Source organism: Mangrovibacter plantisponsor, assembly GCF_003182475.1.
Taxonomy (GTDB): domain Bacteria; phylum Pseudomonadota; class Gammaproteobacteria; order Enterobacterales; family Enterobacteriaceae; genus Mangrovibacter; species Mangrovibacter plantisponsor.
Genome location: NZ_QGTS01000007.1, coordinates 64491 through 79141, shown reverse-complemented (window position 1 = coordinate 79141; position 14651 = coordinate 64491). Strand labels below are relative to the sequence as shown.

At 51.0% G+C, this 14651-nt stretch carries 16 protein-coding genes; 2 read left to right on the top strand and 14 right to left on the bottom strand.

Annotation, left to right across the window (positions count from 1 at the left end; translation table 11 throughout):
* Nucleotides 1–96 precede the first annotated feature (96 nt).
* Nucleotides 97–312 carry a twin-arginine translocase subunit TatE gene (gene tatE / locus DES37_RS12565; RefSeq protein WP_036109553.1) on the top strand — a complete coding sequence of 72 codons (216 nt, stop codon included), beginning with the start codon at nucleotides 97–99 and terminating at the stop codon, nucleotides 310–312.
* Nucleotides 313–432: 120 nt separating this feature from the next.
* Here the strand turns inward: tatE and lipA are convergent, their stop codons facing one another.
* From lipA to DES37_RS12510, 11 genes are all read right to left on the bottom strand, one after another.
* Nucleotides 433–1398, bottom strand: coding sequence for a lipoyl synthase (gene lipA / locus DES37_RS12560; RefSeq protein WP_036109550.1), 966 nt, complete (start codon nucleotides 1396–1398; stop codon nucleotides 433–435).
* Nucleotides 1399–1582: 184 nt separating this feature from the next.
* Complete coding sequence (locus DES37_RS12555; protein ID WP_036109549.1) at nucleotides 1583–2560, bottom strand: YbeF family transcriptional regulator; 978 nt, start codon at nucleotides 2558–2560, stop codon at nucleotides 1583–1585.
* A gap of 260 nt (nucleotides 2561–2820) precedes the next feature.
* Nucleotides 2821–3507, bottom strand: a complete 687-nt coding sequence (gene lipB / locus DES37_RS12550) for a lipoyl(octanoyl) transferase LipB (protein WP_369792613.1) — start codon at nucleotides 3505–3507, stop codon at nucleotides 2821–2823.
* A gap of 56 nt (nucleotides 3508–3563) precedes the next feature.
* Nucleotides 3564–3827 carry a DUF493 family protein YbeD gene (gene ybeD / locus DES37_RS12545; protein ID WP_036109542.1) on the bottom strand — a complete coding sequence of 88 codons (264 nt, stop codon included), beginning with the start codon at nucleotides 3825–3827 and terminating at the stop codon, nucleotides 3564–3566.
* Nucleotides 3828–3928: 101 nt separating this feature from the next.
* Nucleotides 3929–5140: a D-alanyl-D-alanine carboxypeptidase DacA gene (gene dacA / locus DES37_RS12540; protein WP_110025997.1), complete on the bottom strand. Its 1212-nt coding sequence runs from the start codon at nucleotides 5138–5140 to the stop codon at nucleotides 3929–3931.
* A gap of 138 nt (nucleotides 5141–5278) precedes the next feature.
* On the bottom strand, nucleotides 5279–6493 hold the full coding sequence (gene rlpA / locus DES37_RS12535; protein ID WP_110025996.1) for an endolytic peptidoglycan transglycosylase RlpA: 1215 nt from the start codon (nucleotides 6491–6493) through the stop codon (nucleotides 5279–5281).
* Between the two features lie 10 nt (nucleotides 6494–6503).
* A complete protein-coding gene (gene mrdB, locus DES37_RS12530; protein ID WP_036109534.1) occupies nucleotides 6504–7616 on the bottom strand; it encodes a peptidoglycan glycosyltransferase MrdB in 1113 nt (370 codons plus the stop codon).
* 3 nt (nucleotides 7617–7619) lie between these two features.
* Nucleotides 7620–9524, bottom strand: coding sequence for a peptidoglycan DD-transpeptidase MrdA (gene mrdA / locus DES37_RS12525; protein WP_036109504.1), 1905 nt, complete (start codon nucleotides 9522–9524; stop codon nucleotides 7620–7622).
* Nucleotides 9525–9548: 24 nt separating this feature from the next.
* Complete coding sequence (gene rlmH, locus DES37_RS12520; RefSeq protein ID WP_064599627.1) at nucleotides 9549–10019, bottom strand: 23S rRNA (pseudouridine(1915)-N(3))-methyltransferase RlmH; 471 nt, start codon at nucleotides 10017–10019, stop codon at nucleotides 9549–9551.
* A 2-nt stretch (nucleotides 10020–10021) separates the two neighbouring features.
* Nucleotides 10022–10339 carry a ribosome silencing factor gene (rsfS, locus tag DES37_RS12515; protein ID WP_036109500.1) on the bottom strand — a complete coding sequence of 106 codons (318 nt, stop codon included), beginning with the start codon at nucleotides 10337–10339 and terminating at the stop codon, nucleotides 10022–10024.
* A gap of 249 nt (nucleotides 10340–10588) precedes the next feature.
* Nucleotides 10589–11194, bottom strand: coding sequence for an adenosylcobalamin/alpha-ribazole phosphatase (locus DES37_RS12510; RefSeq protein WP_110025995.1), 606 nt, complete (start codon nucleotides 11192–11194; stop codon nucleotides 10589–10591).
* A gap of 92 nt (nucleotides 11195–11286) precedes the next feature.
* Between DES37_RS12510 and cobD the strand changes: the two genes are divergently transcribed.
* Entirely contained in the window at nucleotides 11287–12375 is a 1089-nt protein-coding gene (cobD, locus tag DES37_RS12505) for a threonine-phosphate decarboxylase CobD (RefSeq protein ID WP_110025994.1), read from the top strand.
* On the opposite strand, the gene nadD is transcribed toward cobD, so the two are convergent.
* The 3 genes from nadD to lptE are packed head-to-tail and all read right to left on the bottom strand — an operon-like array spanning nucleotide 12361 to nucleotide 14640.
* Entirely contained in the window at nucleotides 12361–13017 is a 657-nt protein-coding gene (gene nadD / locus DES37_RS12500) for a nicotinate-nucleotide adenylyltransferase (RefSeq protein WP_110025993.1), read from the bottom strand. The two genes, cobD and nadD, sit on opposite strands and share 15 nt — an antisense overlap.
* The gene (gene holA / locus DES37_RS12495; RefSeq protein ID WP_110025992.1) at nucleotides 13010–14041 is read right to left on the bottom strand and encodes a DNA polymerase III subunit delta; all 1032 of its coding nucleotides are present in this window, start codon (nucleotides 14039–14041) and stop codon (nucleotides 13010–13012) included. The genes nadD and holA overlap by 8 nt, the downstream gene beginning before the upstream one ends.
* Nucleotides 14041–14640 carry an LPS assembly lipoprotein LptE gene (gene lptE / locus DES37_RS12490; RefSeq protein ID WP_110025991.1) on the bottom strand — a complete coding sequence of 200 codons (600 nt, stop codon included), beginning with the start codon at nucleotides 14638–14640 and terminating at the stop codon, nucleotides 14041–14043. The genes holA and lptE overlap by 1 nt, the downstream gene beginning before the upstream one ends.
* Nucleotides 14641–14651 lie beyond the last annotated feature (11 nt).

The following is a 14651-nucleotide window of genomic DNA, read 5'->3' as shown; positions in this document are numbered from 1 at the left end:
TAATAACCGTTAATAGCACAGGGCTATGTAGGTAATGCACTGTGGTGGGGTATAGTGCTTTACAGGCGAGTATGGCTGAAGCTTAAGAAGGTAAGTATGGGTGAGATTAGTATTACTAAATTGCTGGTTGTAGGGGCATTGATCGTGTTGCTTTTCGGTACGAAGAAGTTACGTACCCTGGGAAGCGACCTGGGCTCTGCGGTGAAAGGGTTCAAGAAAGCCATGAGTGAAGACGATAATAACCAGGCGATTATCTCTGGCGAAAAAAATGACGCGCAAGAAACGCGTGAGCGCCTGAACAACAAAGAGTAATCTTGTAAGTCTGTGAAATGACTGGCCTGTGCAGGGGCAGCTATTTCTGATGAGGTTACAAAACAGATAAAAAAACCGGCAAAGCCGGTTTTTTTATGCTGTAAGCCTGGTGGCTCAGATTTATTTCACTTCTTCGCCACGCGCCTGCAAATCAGCATGATAAGACGAGCGCACAAATGGGCCACAAGCTGCGTGGGTAAAGCCCATTGCCAGTGCTTCGGCTTTCATTTCATCAAACTCTTCCGGGGTGACATAACGCTGAACCGGCAGATGATGGCGGCTTGGCTGCAGATATTGCCCCAGAGTAAGCATCGTTACACCATGGCGGCGCAGGTCACGCATAACCTCGATGATTTCTTCATTGGTTTCACCCAACCCAACCATCAGGCCTGATTTGGTCGGAATTTCCGGATGTGCTTCTTTGAAGCGTTCGAGTAATTTCAGTGACCAGTTGTAATCAGCACCCGGGCGTACCTGGCGGTACAGGCGGGGAACGTTTTCCAGGTTATGGTTGAAAACATCTGGTGGAGTGGCAGTGAGAATTTCCAGCGCACGGTCCATTCTTCCACGAAAATCGGGAACCAGTGTTTCAATTTTTATATTTGGGCTTTCACGGCGAATGGCTGCAATGCAATCAGCAAAGTGTTGAGCACCACCGTCACGCAGGTCGTCACGGTCAACTGAGGTGACAACCACATAACGCAGACCCATATCGGCAATTGTGCGCGCCAGTTTTTCTGCTTCACCGGCATCTGGTGCAACCGGGCGGCCATGGGCAACGTCACAGAATGGGCAGCGACGGGTACAAATTGCACCGAGGATCATAAAGGTTGCCGTGCCGTGGTTGAAGCACTCGGCAAGGTTAGGGCAGGATGCTTCTTCACAAACAGAGTGAAGGCCATTTTTACGCATGGCAGCTTTGATACCCTGAATACGGGTGGAGTCCGCCGGGAGTTTGATTTTCATCCACTCCGGCTTTCTTAATAGCTCCTGGCGTTCAGTGGCGACGTTTTTCACCGGGATTAGCGCCATTTTGTCGGCATCCCGGTATTTAACACCGCGTTCCATGACAATGGGTTTACTCATAGCGTGCGTATTCCAGTTGCGGATATCGAGTGAAAACGTTTCAATTCAATCAAATGTTGTATTTATCAACTATTTTTGAATTAATGGCAGGCAGTATAACATTTATATTGTTGTGAAAGCAGCCTGCCGGGCACGCAAAACGTGATTTTAGTGTAAATAAGTTGTTATTTTGTGCGTTTGTCGGTCAGAGTATCGCTTCACCGTGTTTTTGCACAAATGCACCCTGAATCGTTTCCATGCAGTTGCGTAACACCTCGTCATGCTGGCTGAGTTTGTTATAAAACAGATGCGTTTCGAATTTACCTCCGGCAAAGCCTTCACACTCAATTTCTCGCAGATTCCAGTTATCCCGGAACATGTGGTACAACCCGGAAGACATAAAACCAACCAGATCACTGTTCGCCAGCATGGCTGCCAGTGTGAGGACATTGTAACTACTGAAGGTTATTTGCCGGTCGGGGAATGTCTGCTCAACCACATTACGCACGTCTGGCAAGATATCATCCTGCAACACCAGCATGGTTTGCTGCTGTTGGTTCAGAATATCTAATGATACCTCGTCGGTTAATGCCGGGTGGTCACTGCGGCAAACTATCACCACTCGTTCTTCAAACAAGCGAAAACTGCCTATTTTGCTCATTACCGGCCGGCGGGTATCTATCACCATGTCTGCCTGAAGCTGGCTTAACTGCGTTTCTGCCTGAGAAATAGGGACATTATTAATGTTGATATTGGGGCAACGGCGGTGAATCGCTTTATAAATTGTTGGCATTACCAGCGCCCCAACGGAAGGGTGGGTCGCAATTGTAATGGTGCGTTGTGCATTACTGACTTCGTTGAACTCCAGTGCGCCCAGTATGGATGAAAGCCCCTGGCTGATATATTCGTGCAGGTGGGCGGCATAACTGGTGGGCATGATCCCCTGCCCATTACGCACAAACAACGGGTCAGGAAAAACATTTCGCAGTTTTTGAATGGACTGACTGATGGCGGAAGGGGTGAGATTCAACGCCCTTGCTGCGTTGACAATGCCTTTGTGAATGTAAACTGCTTCAAATACCGTCAATAAGTTAAGATCAATAGTGCGCAGTGCCTGGAAACCACTCAGGCGGGCACTATTTGAACGGGAAAGTAAATTATTATCCTTGCCAGTATTATTCATTCTTTCTCCCATTTTTAGAATGTGTTGTCTGTTTGCTGAAAAATGCGTCGTCTATTTTGGGCACAAGGAAACACCGCCGTTTTGAAAGACAAAACGGCAAAGCACTTTTTATATAAGTTTGCTGTTGTGCTAAGTGCTTGCACAACATGAATAAAAGGTAGACGTAAAGTGACGATTAAGCAAAAAAATAGCGAAGGATAAAATTCAATTAAATAATCTAATAAACCGAAACAAAATCATTCTTGTTTCGGTTTTCCTGATTATTTGCTGGCTACAGAAATCGGCGGGTTACCCAGCAAACGCAAAAAATTATCCAACAGTATGGGTTGAATATCTGCTACTTGTGCGCCTGGGCGAAACTGGTTGACCTGGGTCATTTTCATCCCGGCATAGCCACAGGGGTTAATGCGTAAAAAAGGGGTGAGATCCATATTGATGTTCAGCGCCAGGCCGTGAAATGAACACCCTTTGCGAATACGCAGCCCAAGAGAACAGATTTTATCTTCACCGACATAAACGCCCGGTGCATCGGGCCGGGCATGGGCTTCGATATCCAGGGTTGCAAGGGTATTGACTACACATTGTTCCAGTACCGTTACCAGTTCACGCACACCCAGTTTACGGCGTTTGAGGTTGAGCAGCACATACATCACTTGTTGGCCCGGGCCATGATAAGTGACCTGGCCGCCACGGTCGCTCTGAATAACGGGAATATCACCTGTGGCTAACAGGTGCTCAGCTTTACCTGCCTGGCCCTGAGTAAACACTGGGTTGTGTTCTACCAGCCAAATTTCATCGGGGGTAGTTTCATCACGAGTATCAGTAAACTGATGCATGGCGAGTGACACAGGTTCATAAGGCTGCAGGCCAAGATGGCGGATTAGAATGGTATCTTGAGACAAGACAGATGTTTCCGGAGTCAGGAATACAGGCGGACAGTATAGCATAGCGGAACCAACAAATACCCGGCCTTCAGGCCGGGTGGCGGGGAACAACGTGTCGGTTACAGAACCATACGGACAATTTCAATTTTGCCCAGTTCTTCGTAAAGCGTTTCTACCTGTTCAACATGGGTTGCCGTAATAGTGATGGATACGGAATGGTAGTTACCTTTACTGCTGGGTTTGATTTGAGGTGTGTAGTCACCAGGCGCATGACGCTGTACAACCTCAACAACCCTGTCCACCAGTTCAGGTTGAGCCAGACCCATTACTTTGTAGGTAAAGGGGCAGGGGAACTCAAGGAGTTCATTCAGTTTGGTTTTCATGTCAGCTCCAGCAAAAATAAAAAACGAACTCCCGCCTGAGCGGGAGTTCCAGTGTTACATAGTATATGGGGGCAGCCGTCACACTTTCAAGTGTGCGGTTTTTAACCAAACCAGTGGTGGAACATCAGTTTGATGTAATCAATCATCCGGCCAAAGAAGTTGCCTTCCTGAATTTCATTCAGGACAACCAGTGGGCGCTGATCAATTGTTTTACCGTCTAACTGGAAGTTAATGGTACCCACTACCTGATTTTTTTGCAGTGGCGCATGTAATTCCGTGTTGTTCAGCACATAACTGGCTTTCAGATCTTTCATCCGACCACGAGGAATGGTCAGCCAAACGTCTTTATCCACACCCAGTGATGCGCGGTCGCTGTCACCAAACCATACGGGTTCAGAAGCGAATTCTTTACCTGCTTTAATCGGGTTAACGGATTCAAAGAAACGGAAGCCCCAGGTTAGCAGTTTTTTGCTTTCCACTTCGCGGCCTTTGAATGTCCGCCCGCCCATAACTGCGGAGATAAGACGCATATTGCCATCAGTGGCTGAAGCAACCAGGTTATAACCTGCTTTGTCAGTATGGCCGGTTTTGATGCCATCCACGTTCAGGCTTTTATCCCACAGCAAACCATTACGGTTCATCTGGCGAATGCCATTAAAGGTGAATTCTTTTTCTTTATAGACGGAGTATTCGTTTGGAACATCACGAATCAGCGCCTGGCCCAGTAACGCCATATCACGTGCTGAGCTGTACTGACCATCGGCATCCAGACCATGGACTGTCTGGAAATGGGTGTTTTTCATACCCAGTGCATTTACGTAGCTGTTCATCAGGCCAACGAAGGCATCCTGACTACCCGCAACGAAATCCGCCATCGCCACGCAGGCGTCGTTCCCGGACTGCAGATTAATCCCGCGAATCAGCTGAGAAACCGGCACCTGCATACCGGGTTTGAGAAACATCAGCGATGAACCTCTGAATACCGGGTTACCTGTTGCCCAGGCATCTTTCCCGATAGTCACTACAGCGTTTTCATCGAACTTACCCGCTTTCATTGCCTGACCAATAACATAGCTGGTCATCATTTTGGTCAGACTCGCCGGGTCGCGGCGCTCGTCAGCATTTTGTTCGGCAAGTACTTTGCCTGAGTTGTAATCAATAAGAATGTATGACTCAGCGTCGATTTGCGGTACGCCAGGAATCATCGTTTTGATGTTCAGGTCATCAGCCCTGGCTAACCCAGTAGCGGCCAGTGTTAACGCAGCCCCAAAGGCAATACGCTTTACAGCATTAGCGGAGAAAGTGGTATTCATGGTCAGAACAGCAACATCCGTGATGGAATTAGAAAAAGTGACTTACTATAACAAATGGTTTTTTACCTGGCACCAGACTTTGCGCATGAGTTTGTTAATGTTATTTACGCAAACTGACAAAGCTGGTGCCAGCAGAACTTATTGAGCAGGCGCAGCGGTAATAAATGACTGCTGTTGCGCTTCGTTAAGCAGGCGTTGCTGCAGGCTGATTGCCTGGCTGCGGCTGCTAAATGGCCCCAGTTGTACTCGCCAGATGGCGCCATTTTGCGTTACCAGACCGGGAACACTAAATTGCTGGCTCAGTTTTTGCTGCCACTGTTGTGCACGCCCGGCATCACTTACTGCGCCCACCTGGACAACATAACCCCCGCTCGCCACCGTGGCGCTACGCCCGGCGACACTCCCCTGAATGGAACCCGGCGCAGTGACAGGATCACTGTGCAGACCAAGGGCCGGGTTAACCGGTGCTGGCGCAGGTTGTTCGGTTGTGGCCGAAGTGCTGGCTGCCGGTGTTTGATCCGGTGGTGTCACCATTTGTGAGGTGGCGGCGGCTCCGGCAGCAGTAGCTGCGCTGCCAGATGTAACGCCTGTGTCTGTGGTTGCCTGTGATGCTGCCGGAGCCAGAAAACCACCGCTTTGTGCTGGTGTACTGGTATTCTGCGGCTGGAGAGTACTGTTACTGATAGCCTGCACGTCGCCGTTTTGCGGTTGTGCCGCAGGAACAGCTGAAGATGCACTCCCTAACCCGGAGTTGAGGTCCGGGCGGGCGGGCAGGGCATAAGTTTGTTTGGCAACAGTAATGCACGCCATACCCGGGCCAGACATTGTGCCATCCTGGGCGACCAGAATCGGGTCGATACGCACGCGGGTATTATTGGACATATTCAGGCGGTCGGCAGCGGCACGAGATACCGCGACAACCCGCCCGTCATCGTAAGGGCCACGATCATTGATCTTAACAATCAACATTCTGCCATTGGCAAGGTTGGTAATCCGCGCGTAACTCGGGATTGGCAGTGTCGGGTGTGCTGCAGTAAGCTGCGTTGGGTCGAACACTTCCCCGGATGCCGTGAGGTTACTGTTTGGTTCGGCATCATAAATAGCAGCAAGCCCGCTTTGACTGAAGCGCGATGGGTCCTGGACAATGGTAAAAGTCCGGCCATCCCGTTGGTAGTTTTGGTTCGCTGTAGCCGATGGGGTTTCATAGTGCGGTTCGGCGCCAGATACCTCAACGGTTGGTCCATTACATACTGGTGTGGCAGGCACTTGTTCAACACCTGCCTGCTGTTGCTCCCCACTACAGGCCGCCAGTAAAAGTGCGGCAACACAAACTCCAGGCCATTGCTTGCGCATCACTTACCTCTTATACGTTTTTCGATAACAGTTTTCGATGGGTGTGTATCGACATAACAATACCAAACCCCGCCATGAGTACGATAAGCGCGGAACCACCATAACTTACCAGCGGCAGGGGGACGCCCACCACCGGTAGAATTCCACTAACCATACCAATATTAACAAAGACATAAACAAACAAAATCAGCATCAGGCCACCGGCCATCACGCGGCCAAAAGTGGTCTGCGCGTGTGCGGCAATCCACAGCCCACGCATAATCAGCAATAAATACAGCGTTAGCAGAACCAGCACGCCAACCAGGCCAAGTTCTTCAGCCAGTACGGCAAAAATAAAGTCAGTATGGCGCTCTGGTAAAAACTCCAGTTGGGATTGCGTACCATGCAGCCAACCTTTACCTCGTAACCCGCCGGAACCAATCGCAATTTTAGACTGAATAATGTGATACCCGGCACCCAGTGGGTCGCTCTCTGGATTGAGAAGCATCATGACGCGGGCGCGCTGGTAATCATGCATCAGGAAGAACCACAAAACGGGAATAAATGCCGCCACCAGTATTACGGCTATACCAATTAAGCGCCAGCTCATCCCCGAAAGGAACAGTACGAAGATACCGGATGCAGCAATCAGGATGGATGTCCCCAGGTCTGGCTGAGCAGCAACCAGCAGGGTTGGCATAAAGATAAGTGCCAGTGCGATAGCTGTGTTTTTGAGTGTGGGCGGGCAGACATCGCGGTTAATAAAGCGGGCCACCATCAGTGGCACCGCAATTTTGGCAATTTCTGATGGCTGAAAACGCACAATGCCGAGATCCAGCCAGCGTTGAGCCCCTTTGGATATTGCCCCAAAGGCGTCAACGGCGACCAGTAACACAATACAGATGATATACAGCCAGGGAGCCCAACCTTCATAGACCCGTGGGGGCACCTGAGCCAGCACTATCATAATAACCAGCCCCATACAAATCTGGGCGATTTTGCGTTCCATCATGCCCGGGTCTTGCCCGCTGGCGCTCCAGACAACCAGGGCGCTGTACAGTAACAGTGCCAGAATGGTGACCATCAGCAAGGGATCGATGTGTATCTTATCCCAGAGGGACTTTTTGTTCGGGTTGTCAGTCATGGGTTATTGATCCTCTCCGGCGACGTGTTGGGCAGGGGAGTCAGTTGGTAACGCGGTGTTGTTATCGCCTAGCATAATATGATCGAGAATTTGCCGAACGACGGTACCAACCGCCGGGCCTGCACCGCCGTTTTCCAGAATAATGGAAACCGCGACGCGCGGATTATCATAAGGCGCAAACGCGGTCATAAGTTTATGGTCGCGCAGGCGCTCGGAAATTTTGTGGGCGTTATAGGTTTCATTGGCTTTCAGGCCAAAGACCTGCGCTGTCCCGGATTTTGCTGCAATTTTATAGGGTGCGCCGGCGAAATAACGGTGCGCTGTACCGTTAGGGCGGTTTGCCACACCATACATCCCATCTCTGGCAATTTCCCAGAAGCCTGAATGGATATCACCAATGTGGCCATCTTCTTTTTGGACCCAGGGCACTTTTTTGCCATCTACGACAGTATCCATCAACAAGTGCGGTGTTTTAATGACGCCATTGTTAATCAGTGTCATCAGCGCTTTGTTCATCTGGATGGGGGTGGCTGTCCAGTAACCCTGACCAATCCCAACCGGGATGGTATCCCCCTGGTACCAGGGTTTCTTGAACCGCTTGAGTTTCCATTCGCGGGTAGGCATGTTGCCGGAACGTTCCTCTGCCAGGTCGATACCTGTCAGGTGACCGTAACCAAATTTGCCCATCCATTCAGAGAGGCGGTCTATCCCCATGTCGTAGGCAACCTGGTAGAAGAAGGTATCTGCAGACTCTTCAAGCGCTTTGGTTACATTAAGGTGCCCGTGACCCCATTTTTTCCAGTCACGGTAACGCTTCTCAGAACCTGGCAGTTGCCACCACCCCGGGTCAAACAGGCTGGTGCTGCGGGTAATCACACCGGCAGTCAGGGCGGATACCGCAACATAAGGTTTTACAGTGGAGGCTGGCGGGTAAATCCCTTGTGTTGCACGGTTAACCAACGGAGTGTCCGGGTCATGCAGCAGGCCAGAGTAGTCTTTGGAGGAAATGCCATCAACAAACAGGTTCGGGTTATAGCTGGGCATGGACACAAGAGCAAGAATCGCCCCTGTACGTGGGTCCGTGACAATAGTTGCGGCCCGGCTGCCTGCCAGCAGTGTTTCAATGTAGCTTTGTAACTGGAAGTCGAGCGTCAGGTAAATATCATGACCGGCCTGAGGCGGTACTTCTTTTAACTGGCGAATGACGCGCCCACGGTTATTGACCTCGACTTCTTCATAGCCGGTCTGACCATGGAGCAGGTCTTCATAATAGCGTTCAATCCCCAATTTGCCGATATCATGGGTTGCGGCATAGTTAGCCAGTTTCCCTTCTTTATCCAGACGGTCAACATCACGGTCGTTGATTTTGGAAACATAACCGATGACATGAGTCAGGGCTGAACCGTAGGGATAATAGCGGCGTTTGTAGCCTTTGACTTCCACACCCGGGAAACGGTACTGGTTAACGGCAAAACGGGCCACCTGTTCTTCGTTCAGGTTAACTTTGACTGGAATGGAAGTGAAACGGTGAGAACGGGAGCGTTCTTTCTTGAAATTGGCGATATCATCGTCTGTCAGGTTAACCACCGGGCGTAACGCATCCAGCGTACCCTGCACGCTGTCTACTTTTTCGGGCATCATTTCTAACTGGTAAATGGTGCGGTTAAGCGCCAGTGGCGTACCGTTCCTGTCGTAGATGATGCCGCGTGTCGGCGCGATGGGAACCAGCTTGATACGGTTTTCGTTCGAGCGGGTTTGGTAGTCATCATGCCGGACGATTTGCAGATTATAGAGGTTGGCTACCAGTACCCCAGTCAGCGCCAGAATACCGGTAAAGGCCACTAATGCCCTGCGCACAAAAAGCGCGGACTCAGCCGTATAATCGCGAAAAGAATCCTGTAATTTCATCCGCTGCTTAATCTACCTGGTGCATTACTCACGATGATAGGGATGATTCGTGGTGATACTCCACGCCCTGTATAAACTTTCCGCGACTAAAACGCGCACCAGTGGGTGCGGCAGTGTCAGAGTGGAAAGAGACCAACTTTGCTCTGCTGCTGCTTTACATGCAGGAGAAAGACCTTCGGGGCCGCCAATTAATAAGCTGACATCGCGGCCATCCTGCTTCCAGCGTTCAAGTTGTTCAGCCAGTTGCGGCGTATCCCAGGGTTTACCTGGAATATCCAGAGTGACGATTCGGTTACCTTTCCCGGCAACGGCGAGCATGGCTTCGCCTTCTTTGTCGAGAATACGTTTTATATCTGCATTTTTCCCGCGTTTGCCTGCCGGTACTTCAACCAGCTCGAAAGGCATATCTTTAGGGAAACGACGCAGGTATTCACTGAAACCGGTCTGTACCCAGTCGGGCATTTTGGTCCCGACGGCAACTAACTGAAGCTTCACACTTAACTCCAGAGTTTTTCCAGTTCATACAGGTGACGGCTTTCTTCCTGCATAACGTGCACAATCACATCGCCCAAGTCAACAACCACCCAATCAGCACCGTTTTCACCTTCCACACCCAGTGGCTGCAGCCCAGCCTGACGTGAAGCCTGAACAACATGATCGGCAATGGAGATGACATGGCGGCTGGATGTACCGGTGCAAATAATCATGCAGTCAGTGATACTGGATTTGCCTTTGACATCAATGGCAATAATGTCCTGACCTTTCAGATCATCAATTTTGTCGACAATAAAGTCCTGGAGTGCTTTACCCTGCAAGTGTTCCCCCTGGTGGATTAACAATGTGTGATGGTGCCTGCATGATACCACGCTGATGGCTCAGACCTGGCCGGCCAGCAGCATTACGCCAGGCGAGCTATCTTCCCACTGGCCGGGCTGGAATGCATCGCCATTTTTGTAAAACAATTTAGAAATGGCGGCGCAGGCAATTCTGGCTGCGGAGAATAACAGGCTGACAAGGGGTGTCAATGCCAGAATTGACCCATAAGCCGTGGTACGGCGGGTTGGTTAATCATTATGCGTACTGTTTCCATGGTTATTGAGATAACGCAGGGTTGCATAATCGCCTTTCAGGTCAATACGGCTCCACGCGCCTTGCTCAATAGCAAAGTGCCACATGGCTGCTGGCGGCATATTCAGCAGTTGCGCCAGTAACTGGCTTATCACGCCCTGGTGGCTGACTAACAGCAGGTTATCTGCCTGTAACGACCGTGCCGCCCCGGCAAGTTTCGCAACGCGCTCTGTAAAACGGGCAAAACTTTCCCCTTCCGGTGGGGTGACATGTTGCCAGTCGGCACACCAGGCCTGATACTGCTTATCCTGTTCAATCAGCGTACTATGGTGTTGCATTTCCCAGGCGCCAAAATCCATTTCGTTCAACAGGGCACTGGTACGTGGTTGTGGGTGATGCGGTTGCAGGATCAGTTGTGCTGTGTGCCGTGCGCGTTCTCGTTCACTCATTAGCACATGGTCGAAAGGCACATTGCGAAGCAGGTTGGCAACCACACATGCCTGCCCAATACCGGTCGGCGTTAGTGGCGATTCACTTTTACCGCAGAAAAGCTGCCGGGTATTTGCTTCAGTTTGCCCGTGCCGTACCAGCCATAAACGCATGTTCCTCTCCTGCAATGATTGCTTTCCAGTTCGCATTATCTAATAGCACGCAAGTTTCCGCTATGATAACGCTTTCAATAAAAGGAAAAATTATGTCCCGTTTCACCAGTCAGCATGGCGGAAATCGACGCGAGGTTGCCCAGCATTTGGGCGTTGATGAGGATACCCTTTTGGATTTTAGCGCCAACATTAACCCGCTGGGGATGCCGTTGGGTGTGCGCCAGCGCCTGGCGGAGTCGCTGGGCAAACTGGAGCAGTATCCGGATGTCGACTATCAATCATTACACCAGGCGCTGGCAGCTTATCACTCAGTACCACCAGACTGGATACAGGCTGGTAACGGGGAAACTGAGTTGATTTTTGACCTGGTGAAAACGCTGGATCCAAAACAGGCTTTAGTGGTATCTCCTGGGTTTGCTGAGTATCAACGTGCACTGGCTCTGGTTGGGTGCCAGGTGCATACCTGGTGGTTGCAGGAAAACAATGGCTGGCAGCTTGATGACGGAATTCTTGGTGCGTTAACACCTGAACTGGATTGTGTCTTCTTATGCACCCCAAATAACCCGACCGGGTTACTGCCTGACTGGTCTTTGCTGGAGCGCATTGCCCGGCGGTGTGAGGACAACCATATTTGGTTAATTGTTGATGAAGCCTTCCTCGATTTTTCCCCACAACACCCGGGTTTTATTCCTGTACTGGGGAAGATGCCGTGGGTGTGGGTATTGCGCTCGATGACGAAGTTTTATGCTATTCCCGGGTTGCGACTGGGCTATGCACTGAGTAGCCACGCGGAGTCTATGGCGGCCCTGCGAGCAAAGCGTGCCCCCTGGAGTATTAATACCCTGGCGGCTATTGCTGGTGAGCAGGTGTTGCAGGAAACAGCGTACCAACAGCAAACATGGCAGTGGGTGCGTACAGAAAATCAGTGGTTGTATCAGGTGCTGAGTAAAGTACCAGGCATTCAGGCATGGCAGCCGCAGGCAAACTATCTGTTTTTCCGCTGCGATGTTCCGGCACTGGATTTACAGTGGGCGCTGTTGGAGCAGGCTGGTATTTTAATTCGTTCTTGCGCTAACTACCCGGGGCTCGATGCGCGTTACTATCGTGTTGCAGTGAAGTCACGTGCAGCGAACCAGTCTTTGCTGGATGCGCTGCATCAGGTGATGTCAGCTTTGGTATAAATGCTCGCGGCGGATGTAGTCCAGCACGCTGTCTGGCAGCAGATCATTACAGGGGCTGTTGTTGGCAAGGCGTGTACGAATTTCTGTTGCTGAAATTGCATACTCAGGGGTATCGGCAAGGAAAATTGAGCCACAGGGTGACTGGTGAAGCAGGCTGGCCTCTGTTACCAGGTTATCTTCCAGCCACTGCTGGCGTCCTGGTTCCGGCAGGGTTAATGGGTATCCAGGGCGGCGGCAAACCAACAAGTGGCATAACGACAGAATTTTTTCGTGCTGGTACCACTTGTGGAGTGTTAACAGGGAATCCTGGCCAATAATAAAAGCCAGAGGTTGTTCCGGGCCGTATTCATGGCGAAAGGTTTCCAGTGTGGCGACAGTCCAGGAAGGGGTGTCCCGCTCCAGCTCACGGCAATCCACAGTAAACAGTGGGTTACCTGCTACCGCCAGTTGCACCATGGCTTTGCGCTGTTCACTGCTGGCATCGGGTTGGGGGCGGTGTGGCGGCACATTGTTGGGCAGAACGATAACCTGCTTAAGTTGTGCCGCTTTTGCCATGGCAATGACGGACTTGATGTGCCCGTAATGAACCGGGTCGAAAGTGCCGCCATAGAGTGCTATCAGTTCAGATAAAGAATCAGCCATGAATAAAGGTATCGGGTAATGCGCCGTGGCAGAGTAACAGTGACAAAGCCGCAAGTGACGGCCAAATATCCTGACCAAAATCCTGTTTAAGCGTCAGCTCAGTCTGGCTTAATAACTTTACAGCCTGAAACAGCTGTTCAGGTTGTAAACGGTTCAGAGCCTCAGTCAGCAGGCCCCTGCGGTTTTGCCAAACCCGATGCTGGTCGAACAAAGAACGCAGTGGTACCTGGGATGACTGGCGCTTCAGGTTGACCATCAACAACAATTCGCGCTGAATAGTTCGCACCAGAATAACCGGTTCATCACCTTCTCGCTGAAGCTGGTTCAGGATATGTAATGCGCGTTTGCTTTTACCTGCCAGCAATGCATCAACCCAGTGCCAGGGCGTAAAGTGTGCGGCATCATTCACGGCCTGTTCAACACGGGGCAGCGTTAGTTTGCCGTCCGGCCAGAGTAGAGCTAAACGGTCAAGCGCCTGTGCCAGAGCCAGTAAGTTACCTTCATAACAATAGCAGAGTAACTGACTGGCCGCGTCATCGAGCGAGAGCTTCATCTGTTTGGCGCGGGCTGCAAGCCAGCGGGGGAGTTGCGCCTGTTCGGGAGTCTGGCAGGTGACTTGCGCCGCCTGCGCACTGACTGCCGCAAACCAGGCCGCATTTTCCTGCGCTTTGGTGAGTTTATTACCACGAATTATCAGTAATAAATCTTCATGTAACAGGCTAGCCAGTGTTTCCAGTTGAGCATTGATAGCTGCATTTGGGCCATTCTCCGGTAACTGTAACACCAGAGACTGGCGGCTGGAAAACAGGCTCATAGACTGGCAGCGTGTGAACAAGTCAGGCCAGTCTGTAGAAGCATCGATTTGCACACTGTAGTGCTCATCGAAGCCCTGAGTTTTGGCCGTGTTCAGAATGGATTGCTGGCTTTCCTGCAACAACAGAGGATCGTTGCCCACTAATAACCAAACAGTACGCAGCCCGTCATTGAGCTGCGTACTGAGTTGTTCCGGATACAACTTAACCATTATTGTGCAGTAGCGGGTGTCAGCGTGGCCGACTGGCGGGGAGACGTTGCCGCAGAGGGTTGCGTTGCAGTGGTGTCGCTATTTTCACTGCTTCTCTGCTGGTCCATTGTCTGCACCGACATCAGTTTGCGCACCAGTTGTTCCGCTGCCTTGTCGTACATTTCTTTCACGATAAGATCCTGCTCAGCACTTTTTGCCAGTGCGGTGAGCGGGTTATCAAAGAATGAGCGATAGACCTTGGTTGAAATTGGGTAAATATCATGCCCCGGGATCAACACAGTTGCACTCACCGTCATTACCATCTGGTATTCCGCAGTTTGCCCATTCTGAAAAATAGACGCGGTGTCTTTATGTATTGCCGCGCCATTCAGGCGCAAGGACGGAATATCCTGGCGAACAGAAGAGGCTTCTACAATCGTTACGTTATTAAGACGTAACTGGTTGCGTACCGCACGGCTCAGCGGGCCATTCGGGTCACCCGAATTGAGAATCAACGTCTGCATGCTGCCTGGCACCGCGGAAGTACCCCGCAGGTGCCAGCCACACCCGGCGGTGACCAGCACCGCCATACTTAAGATTAAAGTGAGCAAATATCTCACGCGTCCTCCTG